We start from the raw sequence: 20,195 nt of genomic DNA on the forward strand, positions 1-20,195 counted from the left end.
AATGCCGAACACCCTAACTTTATCGAAATCTAAATTTTGTAGCTAACGCATATGAACAAATCATTATCCCTCTTTTTTAGGCGAACGATTGTTGCTTTTTCTGTAAGTACGGTATGTTACTCGCCTGCCTTCTGTCAAAATCGAAAAACGGAAAACAATTGGGTTTCCGACGCAGAACAACTCGCCGTATACCAATTAAAAAAAGCAGCATCTATTTACAACATCCATCAGAATCCACGGTCCATCAATGCAGATGGCAGCGTTCGTTTGGTAACGATACGCGACTGGACAAATGGCTTTTTTCCCGGCAGCCTCTGGTATGGGTATGAGCTGTCTCAAGAGCCTGATCTCGCTGCTGACGCACGACGCTTTACTTTAGCGTTGGATTCTGTGCAGCATATCACCAATACACATGATCTGGGTTTTATGTTATACTGCTCCTATGGCAATGCTTACAGGCTAACCGCTGACTCGACCTATTTACCTGTACTGCGGCAAGGCGCAAAGCATCTCTACGCGCGCTACAATCCGCATGTTGGCGCCATTCGCTCCTGGGATTTTGGCCCTTGGGAATTTCCCGTAATCATTGATAATATGATGAATCTGGAATTCCTGTTTTGGGCATCTCAACAATTTCATGTAGCCAGTTACTTCGAGGCGGCCAATCAACATGCAAAAACCACGCTTCGACACCACTTCCGACCGAATAGCAGTTCGTATCACCTCATCAATTATGATGCAACATCGGGAAAGGTAATCAGTAAGGAAACGCACCAAGGTTTAACCCACGAATCTTCCTGGGCACGGGGGCAGGCTTGGGGTCTATACGGCTATGTCATGGCTTACGAAAATACGAAGGACCCATTATTTTTAAAACAGGCGGAAAAAATTGCTAAATTTATCATGCAGCATCCTCGTATGCCTGACGACAAGATTCCTGCTTGGGATTTTGATGTGCACAACGCGTTGGAAAAGCAAGGCGCCCCTCGTGATGTATCCGCTGCCGCCGTCATTGCATCCGCACTCCTTCAATTAAGCAAGCAAGCACCCAACGGGCAGCTTTACATGCGCTATGCCGAAGATATTCTTCGGACATTGTGCTCGGAAAAATACTTGTCAAAAAAAGACGAAAACGCTTACTTTATATTGAAGCACAGCGTAGGAGCTTTTCTATACAACTCTGAAATCGACACCCCTATAAACTATGCCGATTACTATTTTTTGGAAGCCCTTGTGCGTTACAAAGCGCTAATAAACCGACAAGTTACCTTTATAAACCAGGTTGATAACGGATTAAATCCAATGGTATGAAATATAAGATTTGTATAGCCGCATCCCTAACGGGTATGATTTCTTTCGGTAAAGCAGAAGCACCCATTCAGAAATGGCAATCGATAACATCGCATAGCTCACCAAGCGCGGACTCGGCAGTCTATAACATTACGGCTGCAGACTTCATGCATATTGATCTGGATTATGCGGGACTAGAGGAAGTAAAAAAATATGTAACAAAAAAGCACTATGGAAAAGCAGCAGAAAAACTACTGCATTACTACAGGGAGCGTCACTCGGTAAACCATATTCGGTACAATCGAGAAGATAAAACTAAGTATGCTGGTAAACAACTTTCTACAGAGAATCAAACAATAGCAGATAACGCACTTGTCCATAAACTCAAGCCCCATAAAGGATATCCGTACTACGATTATGGCCGAAATGATATCAACTGGCAGTATCAACCGGTACAAGACCAACTTATTCGCACCTTTTTACATCGAACAAACTGGTGGGAACAACTGGGTTTAGCCTACTGGTCATCGGGCGATGAAAAGTATGCAAAAGCCTGGATGAACCAAACGACCAGCTGGATAGACAATAACCCGTTGGGGCGGTACCCGGATGAAAAAAACTTTGCGTGGAAAGCCTTCGTGGTTTCCTTCCGCTTGAATAACTGGTCAGCCTATTTTAACATGTTTATAGATTCCCCTAGCCTAACGCCGGCTTTTTTAATGGCTTTTCTAAATAGCTACCAGCAGCAGGCGGACTATGTAAAAGCAAACTATACCGATATTGGCAATCATCTATTATATGAAGCTTTGCATATGCTATATGCAGGATGCACATTCCCTGAATTTAAGAACGCTAGCAAATGGCGGGAAAGTGGCATACAGGTGCTGAATACAGAAATGCAAAAACAAGTGTTGGCTGATGGTGTACAATTTGAGCTTTCAACATCCTATCATATTGGTGCGATCGAGATCTTTACAGATGCCCTCCGTATCGCACAAAGCAATGGCATGGAACACGAGTTTCCAAAACGCCATCAAGAGAAAATCAGGAAAATGATTGCAGCGGTCGCGAATTACTCATTCCCGGACTACACCTATCCTTTGTATGGAAATTCATTTGAACCTACAAAATCAGTCATGTTGGCACGCTACCAAGACTGGTTAGCGCTTTTCCCGAACGACCCTGAACTTCAGTACTTTTCGACCGAAGGCAAGCGGGGTACACCCCCAAAGCACTTATCCTTTGCAATGAAAAATTCAGGATTTTACAGCTTTAGAAATAGCTGGCTACCTACTGCAACCGTTATGCAAATAAAAGCCGGCCCTCCTGCCTATTTTCATGCTCACCCGGATAACGGCACCTTTAATCTTTGGGTAAAAGGGCGAAATTTCACGCCCGATTCAGGAAGCTATATTTATAATGACAATGCTAAAACCAATAACAAGAAAGATTGGTACAGGCAAACCCGGGTTCACCAGACACTGACCTTGAACAACGAAAACATTCTTAATGATGCTCACTTACACCGATGGGCGACGCAAAAGGACTACGAAGTGCTATCTTTTACAAACCCCAGCTACCCGACATTGGCCCATCAACGGACAATCTTCTTCATCGATCAACACTTCTTTTTAATTATTGACCGTGCTATGGGGGAGGCCGATGGCGTGCTAAATATTCATTTTACACTGGCGGAGAAAAGCAATCCGCTGGTCGATCAACAAAGAAATAAGCTGGTCACGCGATACGCTGATGGAAACAATTTACTTATTCAGTCGCTCGACTCTACCTCGGTTAAGCTGACCACGGAGAAAGGCTTTGTGTCGTATCGCTACCAAGAAGAAATCGAGCGACCAGCATTTTCCATCAATAAAAACAAAAACAAACGGACAGCATCCTTCATGACTTTAATGCTGCCGTTTGACGGACAACAGGCACCGGCTACCGTTGTCACGGCAAACGCCGGGCATAGTACAGATAGTGGAAAGATCGATTTGTCGGTTAATATCCATGGTAAGATTATACATATCCAAGAACAACTTTAACTCGCCTAACATCATGAACAAACCAAGTTTTATATACATCTTCCTTCTCTTTCTGTGCCCCATATTTGTGTTGGCACAGTCACGTGTAAGCAAAGAAAGCTTCTCCGCAATTGATCTCACCTACCCGGGATTAGAAAAGGTTAATGATCATTATAAAAACGAAGAATACGATAAAGCGGCGATGGCCCTACTATCGTATTTTCGTAATCGACCGTTGAAGGGCCACCCAACATTCGGTAGCGAAGAGCTTCAAAAACTGAAAGAGAACCCTCTGGAAAAGGCTGATCTGCAAAGGGCCGATAACGCGCTCAAGCACCACTTTCAACCGCATAAGGGTTACGATTTTTTTGATTATGGCACTGATATCAATTGGCAATATTGGCCAGTAAAAGATAATGAAGTGCGATGGCAACTCCATCGCGTAGGCTGGTGGGAATCCATGGGCAGAGCCTATCAAGCGACAGGTGATGAAAAATATGCAAAAGAATGGATTTATCAGTTTAGCGATTGGGTGAAGAAAAACCCGCGCGGTCTATCAGAAGACAACGATTTTTACGCTTGGCGGCCGTTAGAAGTTTCTGATCGTATAAAAAGTCTTCCCGTCACGTTTTCCTTATTTATCGAATCACCAGCATTTACTTCCGAATTTCTGATGGAATTTCTAAATAGCTACCAGGAGCAAGCGAACTATATACCTGCACATTACTCGGCTATCGGCAATCACTTGTTGTTTGAAGCAGAGCGTATGGTATTGGCGGGATGTTTCTTTCCGGAATTTCGTCAGGCGGCCGATTGGCGTCTGGGAGGCATCAGCGTATTAAATACCGAAATTAAGAAGCAGATCTTTGACGATGGCGTGCAGTTTGAGCTATCCCCCACCTACCACACGGCAGCAATCGATATCTTTCTTCGTGCACTCTACACAGCACAACTAGCCGGTTTAGGGCAGGAATTTCCTAGCGATTATCGCAACACTGTGAAAAAAATGATAACGGCCACCATCAACTTCTCGTTTCCCGACTACAGCTTCCCTATGTTTGGTGATAGCTGGCTAACAGATAAAAATGGGAAAATAGCGCAGTACGGTTTTTGGCGCAAATCTTTTCCAGACAACCCTGTGTTCACCTACTTTGCTACGGAAGGCCGCCAAGGAAGTAAACCAAATTACCTGTCCACGGCATTAAAAGACGCTGGCTTTTACACGTTCAGGAACGGTTGGGATAGTCTTGCTACGGCTATGGTCGTCAAAGCTGGACCGCAAGGTTACTTCCATGCGCAACCAGATAATGGTACATTTGAACTCTGGGTAAAAGGTAGAAATTTTATGCCCGATGCTGGGTGTTATGTATACAGCGGGGATAAAGAGATTATGAAAATGCGTGAATGGTACAGACAGACTAAAGTGCACCAGACGCTAACGCTAGATAACCGAAACATGGAAGCGACGGAAGCTCAGCTTGTGCATTGGTCGACGAGCGATAGCGTTGATCAGCTAACCTTTACGAACCCAAGCTATGCAGGTCTTAGTCACGAAAGAACAGTTTTATTTGTTAATAAGCAGTTCTTCCTCATCCTTGATCGTGCTGAAGGCGCAGCTGTTGGCCAGCTTGATGTACATTATCAGTTAGCAGAAAACTCCCATCCGGTTATAGACAAGCAGCAAAAGAGATTCTTTACTCAATATAGCGATGGAAATAACCTATTGGTGCAAGAATTACTGATCAAGTCACCGTCCGCATTAGTTACAGAAGAGGGTAAAGTTTCGTATCGCTATCGCGAAGAAATAGCACGGCCAGCCTTTGCTTTCCAACGCCAGAAAGGAAAAAACACCTCCTACTTTATGACCATAGTCCTCCCATTCGACGGTGCGAAACCTCCGAGCGTGAAGCTGCTCGAACACGACATGGAAAAACAGCTTATCCGCGTTTCCGTGAATAGCAAAATTTACAATGTGAACTTCCAACAATAAATTGAAATCTTTATGAAAATCGTCTTGAACTGTTTGTTGCTATTCTTTGGAAGTAATATACTGCTATATGCACAGTCTAGTAGCTCCCGCCCAAACATTATCCTGATCATCACAGATCAACAGACGGCAAATGCATTAAGCTATGTTGGCAATAAAGATGTACATACGCCCGGTATAGATGGTTTGGCTCGCGACGGTATGTTATTTAAACGTTCATATGTATCTTATCCGGTATGCGGCCCTTCGCGAGCGAGTTTGATTACCGGCAAGATGCCTGTGCAGATTGCTGTGGCGGACAACGGGCCAGATCACGGGCCAAATCTCGCAGAAGAGCACCTCCAATTTAGTCTCGGTCGTCTTCTCGCAGATGAAGGTTATGAATGCCTGTATGCTGGGAAATGGCACGCCCCGACCCAAGTAAATCTGCCCGCTGAAGGCACTGGTTTTACAAAAGTTTGCGATATGGATGACACGCAGATTGTGCCGAGAAGCATTCCGTATTTTCAAAAGAAACGAGATAAGCCGCTCTTTTATGTTGCTTCGTTCCTTAATCCACACGAGATCTGTGAATATGCTCGTTCGGAATTTCTCCCTACCGGCCCGGTGGAGGCAGGTAACGCGAAAGCATATCCGCAACTACCCTACAACGCAGCGATACCAGCGTACTTTCCAGAGGCGGTGCTGCTGAATCGGGAGGCCGACCCGCGGTCATACCCAACGAAACGCTATACGGATGACGATTGGAGAGCTTATCTAAACGCGTATTACCGCTTAGTAGAACGTGTCGATCATGAAATTAGTAAGCTAGTTGCTGCCCTTAAAGCGAACAACCTCTATGATAATAGCCTTATTCTACTTGTAAGTGATCACGGTGATGCCGTGGGCGCACAACGCGGAAATCAAAAACGAACCTTACAGGAAGAAGTCATTCGTGTACCCTTTATTGTGAAAAAGCCTGGCCAGAAAGAAAATGGAGCCATCAACAAAACGGCGTTAGTCAACACCTCGTTGGATATTTACCAAACCATCTTGGATTATGCCGATATACAGCCCAAGCAAGCCCTTTTAGGCAAAAGCCTTCGACCAATACTGGATGGACACCAAGACACCCTTCACACGGAGGTCTTTATCGAAACCCTCCTTGACGGCGTACAAACTCGGGGTTGGGCCGTCGTCACTAAGGATTTCAAATATGTGCTGTACCGCAATTTCCGCAACAACGAGCAGCTCTTCAACCTGACAAGCGACCCTTACGAAATACAAAACCTTATTGTCAATACTGCCTACGAAACAACAGCCGCCTCATTTCGGAAAAAGCTATACGATTGGGCAGTGAAAACGAATGATCACTTATTGCAGCGCCTTTTGGTGCGTAATGAGTAGTGCGTATAGCGTAATGCGTAGTGCGATATGATGTTGAATAAAAGTAGGAGGAACGAGGACGAGCGATTTTTGCGTTTGCAAAAATGCAGATTGCCGCGTCATACTTCCTCGCAATGAAGCATTTTTGGGCTTAAACGTCATTGCGAGCCTGAGGAACGAGGGCGCGGCAATCTTTAGTATGGAATAGTACGTAGTGAGATATAACGGGTGATAAAGCGATTTTGTCATTGCAGTACGAGGTTTTAGCGCGCGTCTTTAACATCTCTTACGACTTCTAGTTTACAACTCGTCACTTATGACTTTTTAACCGAGCGCAGCGAGCTCATCGAAGATAATTTTGACTTGTCACTTTTGACTTTTAAATTCTTAATTGTTTAAGAATGACCCCAACGGGGTCAAATGTATATAGCCAAAAAATTCGTCACGATCTTCGACCCCACTTGGGGTCGCACTACGAACGAACAACATATATGGGATCCTCTACGGGGTCGGTTTTAACTTTCAAAGGATTGCTATAGATATGTGACCTCTACGAGGTCAATTAGTAAGATTAATGTTTACGTTGTCGGTATCACAATTCTTTGTTTTAACTTTTTAACCGAGCGTAGCAAACTCATAAAAGATAATTTTAACTTTTAAATTTTGACTTTTTAATTTTAAAAGTATTTGCCTTGCCGCGGCGCCTTCACATTCCAAGATTATTATCCCCGCTTCCCTCTTGCATATTCCGAAGGTGAAACGCCAAAATAGCTTTTGAAGCTAGTGGCAAAATAAGACACCGTATTAAAACCTACCATCGTACTGATTTGGGTAACGGAATAGTTGCCCTCCAGTAATAACGTAGATGCTGCCAGAAAGCGAATTTTGCGAACAAAATCTACCGTTGACTCACCCGTGATTGCTTTCATTTTTATATGCAGCGTGGAACGGCTCATTGCCATCGCATCAGCAAAATTATCAACGGAAAATGTAATATTGTCCAAGTTTCTCTCCACAATCGATTTTGCCTTTTCCAGAAAGGCACGATCCAGTTCATTAAACGTCAGTTTCTGCGGCTCAACAGTTAAGCTTTTGCTGTAAAATTGTTTGATACGGTAACGCACCTGCAACAAGTTGCGAACTTGTAAACTTAGCTTTTGTAAGTCAAATGGCTTCTTTACATAGACGTCGGCCCCGGCCGTAAGTCCGCCAAGCTCATCGCTATCAAAGGCTCTGGCAGTCAGCATCACGACGGGAATATGACTCGTAGCTACCTGTTGCTTAATGTGTTTACAAAACGACAATCCATCCAGCAGGGGCATCATCACATCGGTGATAATAAGATCCACTTCTAGTTGATCAAGTAGTGCCAATGCTTCTTCTCCATTACCGGCAGCAGATACGTCTGCAAATTGTCGAAAATGGTCGATCAAAAAATCCCGGACATCATCATTGTCGTCTACAATAAGAATCTTTACTCCGTCTGGCGTGCCGGCAATAGCATAAGCGGGCGCTTCTGCATCCTCAGCGAGAGTATGCGGTGTCCATTCGTGACTAGCTTCAGTGTACGAAGCTACAAAATCCGCACTGCCTTTCTCCGAGTCCCGGTAGGTAGCGTCATCCAATGAAAAGCGAAGTGTAAAGGCGGTGCCTTCTCCAAAGGTACTTTCTACCGCTACATAAGCATGATGCATATCCATTAGACGCTTCACCAAGGCCAGACCAATACCCGTTCCTCGTGCATCGTTGCTCTCTTGAAAAAATTCGTCGAAAACCCGATCTACCGTCTGCGGTTTCATTCCTATACCGGTATCTAGAATTTGGAAAAACACCTGTTTGTCAATCTGCTCAACGCGCATCGTCACAGAACCTTCGGTGGTGAATTTAATCGCATTAGAAAGCAAATTGCTAAATATCAAATCAAAGTAAAGAGGATCATACCACATTTCTTCCAGGGGAGTTCTCGTGTCAAAGGATAGTGCAATATCCTTTTGCGCTGCCACGCGTCGAAACATATCAACCAGCTGTTGCAATTGGGGAAGCGGATTGCCCTTAACAACTTTCAATGCAAATAAGCCCAAATCAGCCTTCCGATAATCCATAAATTGGTCCACTAAATGGGTCAACTTATCGGCATTTCGTGCCATCAGATCCAACTGTTTTTTTGTACGCTTATCTGTTGAGGCATGGCGAAGTTCTTCCAGAGGTGACTTGATCAACGTAAGTGGCGTTCTGAATTCATGAGAAATATGTGTGAAAAAGCGAAGCTTCGCCTGATTTAGCTCTTCAGATTTCTCTTGTTGGATCTTCTCCAACGCCAACTCATTTTCAAGCTGCTGTTTATTTTTCCAGCTTTTGAACCAGTACCATCCAATCGCTAGCAAGGCCAATATGACGCCTACTTTAAATATCCAGGTATCCCACCAATGTGGTTGCACCGTAATGTGGAGCAACGTTACCTCATCACTCCATCTACCATCGCTATTCGCCGCCCGCGCTAAAAAGCGGTATGATCCAGCATGCAGATTTGCATAGGTTATGGGATGTGGGAAATCGGTATATATCCATTCCTTATCCTCCCCCAGAAGCTTATAGGCAAATTTGTTGTTTTGCCTGGAGAGGAAGTTATTCACGGATAAGGTCAGCGTGAACGATTGCTGATCAGGTTCTAAAATGATGTCCTTCGTATAACTGATGTCTTCGTGTAATACCATCGATGCATCATCGGGCTTTACGAGTTCACCAAATAGATGAAATTGACTAAGGTATGGCGCCGGTACATACGGGTTTACGCGCAATCTATCCGGATAGAAATGTGTAATCCCATTCACGCCACCCATATAAATTTCGTATTGACGGGTCATCAACCCCGCATAGTAATTAAATTGATCGCCTTGTAACCCGTCGCGATACGTATATTTCCGAATCACTTGAGGCTCCGTCGTCAACGAAGCGATCCCCTTGTTGGTGCTAATCCAAAGTTGTTTACTTTTATCCTGTAAGATACTGTATACGTTATTGTTCGGGAGGCCGTCATCGGTATCAAAAACCGTTATGCTCGCTTTGTCTTCGTTTATCTTACCTAACCCACGATGCATCCCCACCCATAGCTGTTGCTGATCATCTTCAAAAAAACAGTTTATCCGATCGTAACGTTTATTGTTGGCAATGGCGAAGCTCTTCAGCTCATTCTTGCGGGTATCGTATAGATAAACTCGTCGATCTGTACCTATCCACAGTCTGCCTCGATTATCGCTATACAGTGCATACACTGGGCCTGAGCGGATATCGTTCCAATCGTTACTGACTGCAGCAGATACGTTGGCTGGCTTTGATAGCGTTGTGTAGCGCTCTGAAGCCTTATTAAATACATACAAGCCTGCAAGCGTCCCAATCCAAAGCTTACTATTTCCGGCGTCGGCAATACAGTAAACATGGCGAGCAGACTCGATCCCTGTTGGATTGGGGAAATTTGTTATCCGTTGTGTAGGTACATTTAATTTAGCTAATCCACCCCCGTGCGTTCCCATGTAGACATTTGGGCCATCAACAAACAATGCCTTGATCATATTGGAACGTAATCCATTCTGCATGGAATAATAAGAAAATTGGCCCGTACGACGATTTAGCCGATTTAAGCCTTTTTCATTGGTCCCTATCCAGAGGTCTTGCCCCTCACCTTCTGCCATGGGGCCGATAATGTTATCGTTTAAACTATTGCCCTGCGGCATCTTCTCCAGCAATCCGAACTGCTGTTGTTTTACATGGAAATAATTAAGCCCGCCAAAATACGTGCCCAGCCAAATGCCATTTTGATGATCTCGAAAAATACAACGAATGGAGTTGTGACTGACCTTAGGCTGGCCCGACGATTCCGAATGAAAATTGTTGAACCGGTCTTCCATAGGATTATAGATGCTTAACCCATGTAAGGTGCCTATCCAAAGCTGGCCTTCGTCGTCCAACCGCAATCGTCGGACGTAGGCCGATATCAAGCTCTTGGCATCAGCACCGGGAAGGTATTGCCGTGATCGGCCATCCTTTGCAAACCAATATAGCCCGTCCCCCTCAGCAGCAATCCATATACCCTTATCGGTTGTGGCAAGATCCTGAATATTCGCATGGATACGTATCGCACTAGGACGAAGTTTCTTCCCTTCCAATAGCAAAAGTCCGTTGTTTGTGCCGACAAGCAACGAGCCCTGATGCATTTTCACAAAAGAAAATGTGAAACCTGCGCTGGCTTCGCAGATTTTGGTCACTGTATTCGTTTTTTGATCAAATCGGTAAATAGTATGCAAACTATTCAAATAAAACACCTTATCTTCCGTTTGCTCTATGCGCTCAATTTCTTCATCCAAAAGCCAATGCCGAAAGGTGTTTTTGCGTATATTAAGCAACGTTATCCCGCGTTTTCCTCCAATCAACAACTGATCGTCCTTTACGGATTTCACGGCCCTGATGTAATCGGACGACAGGGAATTTGAATCACGCTCGTTATGTCGATAGATCGTGAAGCGGTAGCCATCATACTTATTAAGCCCATCGGCTGTTGCAAACCACATATTGCCAAGACGATCTTGCGCAATATCATAGACCGTGCTGTGTGATAAGCCATCTTCCGTAGAAATTTTTAAAAACGCTCTAGGTTGCGCTACTAATGGACTGTCTTTTCCAATTGTGCTTGTTATCGTGAAACTCCATAGGATGAAAAGAATCACTCGTTGTTTATACATGTGAAAGCCTGCTGTTAGATTTATAAAAAATGGCTACAAATACTAAACAAAGATACACTAACTGTAGCTGATTTGAAATCTTATCGGCAACGTTTATCGCCGCTTCAACGTTATGATTGCGATAAGTCAATAAGAAACTTACTTGGTTTGCGGTTTTGCCAATCCGCATGCTCCACAGCAACAGGTTCGTCGTATGCCGCGGTAAGAACTGTTTTGATAACGCATTTTTTTACGGTTTGCCAATCGCTCCGACCCGTCCGCTGCTCGCCGCAGCATGCCGGTACTTTTGAAGAGCAAAAGTACCCAGAACTCCGTGGCTTGAAACCTTTGTGGGAAGGGCTTATGCTATGGCAGGTTCCTCCAGATCGCAGGGCTTTCGAGGCGATATTTCGTTTAATGAGGGAAAGTGCAGGTAGCTTACGCTTCAACGATCGCTATCAATTAGAATTGTATGTTGAATCATACGCTGCGCGTCGCGGCAAAAATTACGTTAAAATTCGCATTTCCAAAAGTGGGGTACTTTCGAAAATGCGAATAGCGTAACAATCGCTTGTGTTAATATTCAACTTCTATAATCGATTTTAACGGTATAAGAATACCATTTTTAATCTGTATATATTGCTCGGTAAGTGACCAAACGGTGGTTTCAATACGTTTAGGGCCATCCTGTGTTTGAAAAACAATAGTTGTTTTGGACTTAAATTCATTCCCCAAACGTTGCGCAGCTAATAATTTGTGCTGCAAGCTAGCTGTTTTATCTACCTCCGCCGGAACGATCTTATAATCCATTATGTGTTCCTTCTCTATAATCTGTCCAATCATATTCCTAAAATTATTAATAAATACCCGATACGAGATTTCCTCGACTGATTAAATATAATTATTTGTCATTTATTTTTAGAAACAGCAACAAATTATTTACATTATTAGGAATTTTATGACATTTATTTTATGCAGACAGAAATTTATTCAAAAACAGTCACGCTCAACTTTACGCAATGCTATGCCAATGGTCGGTTGAAGTACAGTGAATTGAACAATTTACTGCAACTTACGGCTTCTGAGCATGCGGAGATATTGGGCTTCGGATACCAAGCAATGGCATCGCAGAGCCAATCTTGGGTATTAAGCCGCATACGGATGGAAATAGACCGCTTGCCTAAATTTTTGGAAGAGATTACCGTGAAGACTTGGGTGCAAGATTTTTTAGGCAATAGATCGATTCGGAATTTCGAGGTGTATAGAAAGGATAAAAAGATTATCGGTGTATGTAGCTTTTGGGCAGTATTTAATACGCAATTAAGGCGGTCGGAAAACTTGGCAATCAAGGTCGATCCGGCAATTGTACTCCCTGAACGAAGTGCTACGCAGGAATCCTTTAAACGAATAGAGCAAGATACCGATTACGATCAAACGAGTTCTTACCTCTCCAAGTTATCTGACTTAGATATTGTAAACCACGTCAACAACGTCAAATATACAGACTGGTGTTTCGATCTTTTGCCTGCCGAGACTGTTTTGAAAAAAACCTTCCGCAGCATAGATATCAATTACCTGAAGGAACTTAAGCTGGCAGAAGCCGTAGACATCCACCAGCGTGTGCATCCCGAAAGCGCACATTTTGCTATCACGCGAGCCGATAAAACGATCTTCTTGATGCAGGCAAATTTCTGATACAAAAGATTTTAAAACGGTATACATGCGTATAAACGTCCTTACAAAAGCATAAGTGAGCAACTGTGCTTCTGACAGTGCTCACTTATGTATGTAAATCACCAACCGTAACGTCCTCACCCCACTTTTAGGCTTGAACGAACGGCCTCTGGCAAAGCTTTAAAATGCAAATGCCAAATCACCTTTTTTATACGGGTAATTGCCGTCAAACCGGCCTGGGATTTTCACGTAGCGTTGTGCTTTGGTCATACCCACTTCAGAAGTGAAGAAACCGGTTAAGGTTAATTGCTTCAACATATGGAAAAAGTCGTTAGCCTCACCCTCTTTTCTATTCTTCTGGTACTCCGTCGCTTCTTTGTCGTATTTGTTGACAAATTGCAGCTGCTCCTCTTTCGACAGTTCTTGGAAAGGTTTGTTGAACTCTTTCTTCGAACGGTCGTCAACCTTAGCTAAACCTTCCATGAACGCTTTCTGATCAACCTCGTCGTAACAATCGCGAATCATGACGGGAATAAACTCACCAACACCCGCTTCTTTCGCACCTGGCGTGGATGTTTTAGGCAAAATTGCTTCCGCAAGATCGCCCAAAAAATTCATCTTATCTTTTTCAAATAATGTTGCTACGTCTTTGGAAGCTGGTCTGGTACATCCTTCCAAGAAAAGATTTGCGCCGATTACCGAGCCGCCAACCAACATAGCTACACGTTGAAGTGCCTCTCTTCTATTCATTATCTGCTATTTTAAATATTATAATTCATTTCCCAACCCTTACGGTATTGGCGTTTCACAAACTGATTGACCACGTCAAAGTTAGTGACTTTCATTTGATTGTTGTCCCACAACAATTTCAGATTTCTTCCCGGATATTGGTTATCAATACGCAAGTCTGCTCCACGAATAGCTAAGTTAGCCATCAATAATGCTTCAGTTAAAGGACCGGAAATCTCAAACGGCGCACTTACTTCCATTTTACCATAACCTGCTATAGCAGCCTCGACCCATTGTGCATAATGTCCGTTAGCTTTGCCTTCTACACGGGCATACTTTTGGGCCACTTGCTCTTTCCGGGTTGTGGGCAATAAACGTGCGTTCTCTCCGTAGGTGTCTGCAAGGATTTTTCCTTTGCTACCGATCAAAAGAATACCGTTACCACCGTCGCCAAATATTTCATTCGGCCCTAGTTCGTCCGGACGTGTAGGTTGTATACCACCGTCCATCCAATGTAAGGTAACTGGTCCACTCGTTTTTGGCGTTTTTGGAAACGTCATCGTCACATGGCTTGATGGCGGACAGCTCTCTGGATAGTACGCACGCTTAAACTCATCCGCATAAACGGTACCAACTGTTGCTTGAACATCTTGGATATATTTCAATCCCAATGTACTGAACGGAACTTCCAACAAGTGACAGCCCATATCGCCAAGTGCACCTGTACCGTAATCCCACCAGCCTCTCCAGTTGAATGGCACAAGCTTTTCGATGTAGTCTTTCTTCGGCGCAGTTCCCAACCACAGCTCCCAGTCTAGTTCCTTGGGAATCGGAGCGGTTTGGTTTGGCCACGGAATACCCGAAGGCCAAACAGGGCGGTCGGTCCAACAATATACGGTATGTACATCGCCAATAAGGCCCGCCTCATACCATTCCTTTATCTCACGGGGGCCATCGTTGGATGCACCTTGGTTTCCCATTTGTGTGACAACCTTGTATTTTTTGGCTGCTTCGGTCAGTGCCCGTGCTTCCCAAATATCATGTGTTAAAGGCTTCTGCACGTATACGTGTTTGCCCAACTGCATGGCTGCCAGCGTTTGTATCGCATGGTTATGATCTGGAGTAGATATCGACACGGCGTCAATATGCTTGTGCTCCTTATCCAACATCTGGCGATAGTCTTTGTAATATTTCGCTTTCGGAAATGCCTTAACGGTGTTGGCAGCGCGTCTATCGTCGACGTCACACAAAAAAGCAATTTCTGCTTTCCCGCTCTTGTAAAAGGAAGCGATGTCGCTCTGCCCTTTACCGCCTACCCCGATGCCTGCAATCATTAATTTGTCGCTAGGTGCAATGAAGCCCTTACCGCCTAATACGTGGCGTGGAACCACCATAAAACCTGCCGCCGCGAGCGCTGCGTTTTTGATGAAATCTCTACGAGAGTTATTCGTTTCTTTCATTATAGCTATTCTAAGTTTACGTTGATATTCGTTTTTTTACAGGTTCCCCTTTTTCAACTCACTGACAGCAAAGTCAACAGCGCGCGCCGTTAGCGCCATATAAGTTAATGATGGATTGACGCAAGCCGCGGACGCCATAGCTGCGCCATCGGTGACAAATACGTTTTTGGCATCCCATACCTGGTTGTGTTTATTCAACACGGAATTTTTTGGATCTGTACCCATACGGGCCGTGCCCATTTCGTGGATACCCATACCGAACGTATACTCGTTGTCATAGGTATACACATCCTTCACGCCGATTCTCTCCAACATCTCTTTCATATCCTCTTGCATATCTGGGCGCATCTTTTTCTCGTTGTCTTTGATCTCCATGTCCATCGACAAAACCGGAAGACCCCATTTATCTTTTTTGTCTTTGTCCAAAAAGATTCTGTTTTCATGATAAGGAAGAATCTCGCCAAAAGCGGTAAAGCCCACAGACCACGATCCTGGTTCAAGCATGGCATCTTTCCAGTCGCCACCCACACTCATCTCTGCTATTTCACCAGACCAACGCCCACGGCTAGCCGCTCCCTGGTAGCCAAAGCCGCGTACGTAATCCCGTTTTTTATCATCGCCAGGAACATTTTGAAAGCGCGGCACGTACAAGCCCGTAGGGCGACGTCCAAACACGTATTTATCTTCGTAGCCTTCAACACGACCACCAGCACCACAACGGAAATGGTGATCCATCGCGTTGTGGCCTAATTCGCCAGAGCTACTTCCTAAACCACCTTCCCAAACGTCGGTCGCCGAATTCATCAATACCCAAGTAGAGTTGAATGCGGAAGCACATACGAAAATGACTTTTGCAAAGTATTCATAGGTTTTACCTGTTTCCGCATCTACGATTTCAACCCCTTTTGCTTTTTGGGAATCCTTGTCATAAATAATTTTGGAAACAATGGAAAATGGACGTAACGTTAAATTACCCGTCGCCATCGCTGGGGGTAATGTTGAGGATTGCGTACTGAAATATGCGCCAAAGTTACAGCCTAACCAGCATTGGTTTTGGTACTGGCAGTTGATGCGACCATGGTGTGGCTTTGTAATATTGGCCGTACGCCCCATAATGAAGTGCCTTTTGCCTCCATACTCTTTTTTCAAACGATCTGCGAGATCCTTTTCCACGATGGTGAAATCCATTGCGGGTAAGAAATCGCCATCCGGCAATACATCAAGGCCATCGCGGTTTCCGGAAATACCAGCCCATTTTTCAGCATAACTATACCATGGAGCGATATCTGCGTAACGAATCGGCCAGTCTGTACCATGTCCGTCTTTTACATTTGCTTCGAAATCCAAGTCGGAAAAACGATAGCTTTGACGGCCCCACATAAGCGATCTGCCCCCTACGTGGTAACCGCGAAACCAGTCAAAACGCTTCACCTCCGTATATGGACTTTCTTTCTCGTTTACCCAGAAGTCCAAATTCTTTTCATTTAACGGGTAATCGCGTTTTAATACAGGATAATCAGCTTCCATCTGCTTGGTGCGTCCTCCTCTATGCGGATACTCCCAAGTGTTTTTGTTGGCGTGGTAGTCTTTCACGTGTTCTACGTTTCTACCGCGCTCCAGCATGATGGTCTTTAACCCTTTTTCTGTTAATTCTTTTGCAGCCCAGCCTCCACTAATTCCGGAACCAATGACAATTGCGTCATAAACATTATCTGCCATACCTCTTCTATTTAGTTTGATTTTTTTATACCGTTTTATTTTCTATTTTTTCGTTCTTAAAGAAAATGAAGAACAAAAGGAAGACTACGAATGCGATACCGGCTGGAACTAACCAAACTTGTTGCCAGAACGCGCCCACATCTGTCGTTTTAACGTCGGCATACATTGTTCCAATGTAGCCCGCTACCCAAAACCCAATCAATTGTCCAACGCCATAGGTCGCCAACGTGATCAAACCTTGTGCTGCACTTTTATATTTCACGCCAGCTTTCGAATCGGTGTAGATTTGCCCCGACACGAAAAAGAAATCGTAGCATATACCGTGTAAAGCGATACCGATCAACAGCATGTACATGCCCGAACCTGCATCGCCGTAAGCGAATAGTAAATAGCGGATTGACCAAGCCAGCATCCCGATCAAAATGGTGTTTTTGAATCCAAAGCGGGTAAAGAATATAGGAAGAAGCAATAAACATAGGGCTTCCGATATTTGACCAATGGTCATAAACCCCGTTACATTTTCCATCCCCACCTCGCCTAGGAAATTATTGGCGTTTTGGTAATAAAATGCTAAAGGAATACAGATCAGTATAGAAGACACGAAGAACACTAAAAAGTTCTTATCTTTCAATAGCTTAACCGCATCCAAGCCAACAATCGATGCAAATGAAGGCTTTTCTGAAGCATCAATTTTCGTAGGAGGCGTCTTCGGCAATGTAAAGCTAAACAAGCCTAAAATCAAAGAGCCAATAGCAGCCATTAGAAATGTGTTTCTCAACAAACCGTTTGCCACCCCCTCGCTGGAGTCCCAGTGAAACAGAAAGGAGATGCTTAATCCAGCTGCGATCCAACCAATAGTACCCCAGATACGAATATTGGAAAATTGCTTCTCCGGATTGGTCAACTGCCTGAATGATACTGAATTTACCAACGCCAACGTCGGCATAAACAAAATCATGTATGCAAATACATAAGGGAAAAACGCCGCTATATCTGTCGCTTGATACATCAAGTACATTAAGACCGCGCCGATCAAGTGCAATACGCCCAAAATACGTTCGGCGTTGAAAAAGCGATCGGCTATCATCCCGATAATAAATGGAGCAATAATAGCGCCCCAGGACTGCGTCGAGAACACATTAGCAATCTCAAAACCAGACGCATTTAAGTTGACGGGAAGAAATCTACCCAAGGTAACGAACCATGCTCCCCAAATAAAAAATTCGAGGAACATCATAAAAGACAATTTGAACTTTATTGATGTTGACATCTATTGATAGGTTTATAGTATAAATATATTACTTCTCTGTAAATAACAGAAATATTTTGCTGCTAAATTCATTTAGTTTAGAAATTATCCACTTCTCTGTAAGCTGCCACGAGCGCCTTTTCGCCCTCCACGCCTGATTTTGACATGCCATGTTCCATGCCCACGATGCCCGAGTAACCCTTATTTTTTAACCATTTGAAAACGTTTTTGTAATTGATCTCGCCGGTAGTAGGTTCAAGCCTGCCCGGGTTATCGCCCACTTGGATGTATCCGATTTCACTCCAACACAACTCCATGAGGTTGATCAGGTTACCCTCATTCTTTTGCTGATGGTAGGCATCGTACAAAATCTTACACGAAGGGCTATCCACAGCCTTGCAGATCTCGTAAGTCTGGTCGGTGTAGCGCAGAAATAAGTTGGGTGTATCGCTCAAAGGCTCGAGAACCATCGTGATACCATGTGGTTCAAAGATCGCGGCACCTCTTTTCAAGGCCTCTATTACGTTCGCCGTTTGCACGCCCATAGGAAGGTTACGCTGAAAGTCGCCCGGTACAACTGTAGCCCATTTCGCGTTGACACGCTTTGCAACCTCGACCGATTCACGGCAACCTTTCAAAAAGATATCAACAAACTCTTGCTTGCCGGCAGCTAGCGTATTCGCTCCATTTCCGCCCTTTGGCACAACAAAAACGCCCATACGCATACCCAAGCGCGTCAGCGTTTCTCCAATTCGTTTCTGCTCTTCCACGGGGCGTTCCGGCATCCCATTATCTTCGATGCTACGAAAACCGAGATCATGCATATACGTAATCTCATCGATCATGTTCTTACCTGCAGTGCTGGTAAACATTCCCTGATGTGGGGCGTAATCCAATTTAAAGGGAGCGCCTTTAATTGCTTCTTTTTTCTCCGCCATGAGGTCGTTAGTTAATAACACGGAACTGCTCAACAGCGCAGCACCACTTTTTATAAAATCTGATCGCTTCATTTGCTAGTCTCCTTTTTTATAAAATTTGAAAAGCCTTTCGAAAATGCCTCTTTATACATATTTCCCTCTTTATAAATAATATAGATTTCTACTCCTTTTCTCCGGTTGGCAAAAGAGACAGCTTGTTCTGGAGACAATGCCATAAAAACATTATCATAAGCGTCTGCCTCCATGGCGGTCTTGGCAATAACGGTGACACTAGCCACATTATTTTGCACGGGATAGCCATCTTTCGGATTGATATGATGGTGAATGCTTTTCCCTGCATAGTCAAATGCCTTCCGGTAATTGCCTGATGTAGTAACAGCGCGATCCGTCAATGCTAAGACGAAGCGCGAAGCATCTGCACCCGCAGGCCGTTCAATCGCAATCTCAAAAGGCAGACCGGAATCTTTAAGCCCTTTCGTCTTAATTTCTCCACCGAGTTCTACCAGATAATTGCGGATTCCACGTTGCTCCAGCTCGGCGGCCAACACATCAACTGAGTATCCTTGCGCTATGCCATTTAGATCGATAGCAACACGCGGATCTTTCTTGTACAGCTGCTTGCCTTTCAGCGATAGCTTATCCATCCCCACAAAAGATAACACGCTATCCACAGCCTCTTGTCGAGGTGACGCCGATGCACGCTGGACACCGAAACCCCAAATGGCAACCAACGGCTTGACCGTAATATCAAAAACACCTCCAGACTTTTTATTAACCGTAAAAGCGTAGCGAACAACATGTTGCATATGCCTATCTATTGCAACACTTCTACTGGTAGAATCATTAAAGCGACTAATTAACGAGCTCTTCTTGTAGAGTGACATCGATTGATCAATAACCGTAAGCGCACTATCGATCGAGCCTTTGCTGATGAGCGCTTTCGGTGCATAGTAGTGCACATGGTATGTGGTTCCTTGCGCACGCCCATCCACCGTAAATTTCAACAGTCTGGCATCCGCAGCAAATCCACACAACAGCATAATCG

The 20,195-nt window shown here is 44.3% G+C and carries 13 protein-coding genes; 5 read left to right on the forward strand and 8 right to left on the reverse strand.

Features of this window, described 5'->3' with window-relative positions; genetic code table 11:
* The first annotated feature begins 51 nt into the window (after nt 1–51).
* The 4 genes from B0I21_RS14900 to B0I21_RS14915 are packed head-to-tail and all read left to right on the forward strand — an operon-like array spanning nt 52 to nt 6,687.
* A complete protein-coding gene (locus B0I21_RS14900; protein WP_133641276.1) occupies nt 52–1,311 on the forward strand; it encodes a glycoside hydrolase family 88 protein in 1,260 nt (419 codons plus the stop codon).
* Nucleotides 1,308–3,335 carry a heparin-sulfate lyase HepC gene (gene hepC / locus B0I21_RS14905; RefSeq protein ID WP_133641277.1) on the forward strand — a complete coding sequence of 676 codons (2,028 nt, stop codon included), beginning with the start codon at nt 1,308–1,310 and terminating at the stop codon, nt 3,333–3,335. The genes B0I21_RS14900 and hepC (B0I21_RS14905) overlap by 4 nt, the downstream gene beginning before the upstream one ends.
* A gap of 13 nt (nt 3,336–3,348) precedes the next feature.
* Entirely contained in the window at nt 3,349–5,304 is a 1,956-nt protein-coding gene (hepC, locus tag B0I21_RS14910; protein ID WP_133641278.1) for a heparin-sulfate lyase HepC, read from the forward strand.
* Between the two features lie 12 nt (nt 5,305–5,316).
* Nucleotides 5,317–6,687: a sulfatase family protein gene (locus tag B0I21_RS14915; RefSeq protein ID WP_133641279.1), complete on the forward strand. Its 1,371-nt coding sequence runs from the start codon at nt 5,317–5,319 to the stop codon at nt 6,685–6,687.
* 701 nt (nt 6,688–7,388) lie between these two features.
* Here the strand turns inward: B0I21_RS14915 and B0I21_RS14920 are convergent.
* Together B0I21_RS14920 and B0I21_RS14925 are read right to left on the reverse strand one after the other, a co-directional pair.
* Entirely contained in the window at nt 7,389–11,402 is a 4,014-nt protein-coding gene (locus tag B0I21_RS14920; RefSeq protein ID WP_133641280.1) for a hybrid sensor histidine kinase/response regulator transcription factor, read from the reverse strand.
* Nucleotides 11,403–11,957: 555 nt separating this feature from the next.
* Nucleotides 11,958–12,224: a hypothetical protein gene (locus B0I21_RS14925; RefSeq protein ID WP_133641281.1), complete on the reverse strand. Its 267-nt coding sequence runs from the start codon at nt 12,222–12,224 to the stop codon at nt 11,958–11,960.
* A gap of 129 nt (nt 12,225–12,353) precedes the next feature.
* On the opposite strand from B0I21_RS14925, the gene B0I21_RS14930 reads away from it, so the two are divergent.
* The gene (locus B0I21_RS14930) at nt 12,354–13,076 is read left to right on the forward strand and encodes an acyl-[acyl-carrier-protein] thioesterase (RefSeq protein WP_133641282.1); all 723 of its coding nucleotides are present in this window, start codon (nt 12,354–12,356) and stop codon (nt 13,074–13,076) included.
* Nucleotides 13,077–13,235: 159 nt separating this feature from the next.
* Here B0I21_RS14930 and B0I21_RS14935 read toward each other — a convergent pair whose 3' ends face one another.
* From B0I21_RS14935 to B0I21_RS14960, 6 genes are all read right to left on the reverse strand, one after another.
* Entirely contained in the window at nt 13,236–13,805 is a 570-nt protein-coding gene (locus B0I21_RS14935) for a gluconate 2-dehydrogenase subunit 3 family protein (RefSeq protein ID WP_133641283.1), read from the reverse strand.
* Nucleotides 13,806–13,816: 11 nt separating this feature from the next.
* On the reverse strand, nt 13,817–15,244 hold the full coding sequence (locus B0I21_RS14940; RefSeq protein ID WP_208292362.1) for a Gfo/Idh/MocA family protein: 1,428 nt from the start codon (nt 15,242–15,244) through the stop codon (nt 13,817–13,819).
* A 36-nt stretch (nt 15,245–15,280) separates the two neighbouring features.
* Entirely contained in the window at nt 15,281–16,963 is a 1,683-nt protein-coding gene (locus tag B0I21_RS14945; protein ID WP_133641285.1) for a GMC oxidoreductase, read from the reverse strand.
* A gap of 25 nt (nt 16,964–16,988) precedes the next feature.
* Nucleotides 16,989–18,233, reverse strand: a complete 1,245-nt coding sequence (locus tag B0I21_RS14950) for a nucleoside permease (protein WP_133641286.1) — start codon at nt 18,231–18,233, stop codon at nt 16,989–16,991.
* Nucleotides 18,234–18,310: 77 nt separating this feature from the next.
* The gene (locus tag B0I21_RS14955) at nt 18,311–19,222 is read right to left on the reverse strand and encodes a hydroxypyruvate isomerase family protein (protein WP_133641287.1); all 912 of its coding nucleotides are present in this window, start codon (nt 19,220–19,222) and stop codon (nt 18,311–18,313) included.
* Nucleotides 19,219–20,190: an FAD:protein FMN transferase gene (locus B0I21_RS14960; RefSeq protein WP_133641288.1), complete on the reverse strand. Its 972-nt coding sequence runs from the start codon at nt 20,188–20,190 to the stop codon at nt 19,219–19,221. The genes B0I21_RS14955 and B0I21_RS14960 overlap by 4 nt, the downstream gene beginning before the upstream one ends.
* Between the last annotated feature and the right edge of the window lie 5 nt (nt 20,191–20,195).

Source organism: Sphingobacterium paludis (assembly GCF_004364125.1).
GTDB lineage: Bacteria > Bacteroidota > Bacteroidia > Sphingobacteriales > Sphingobacteriaceae > Sphingobacterium > Sphingobacterium paludis.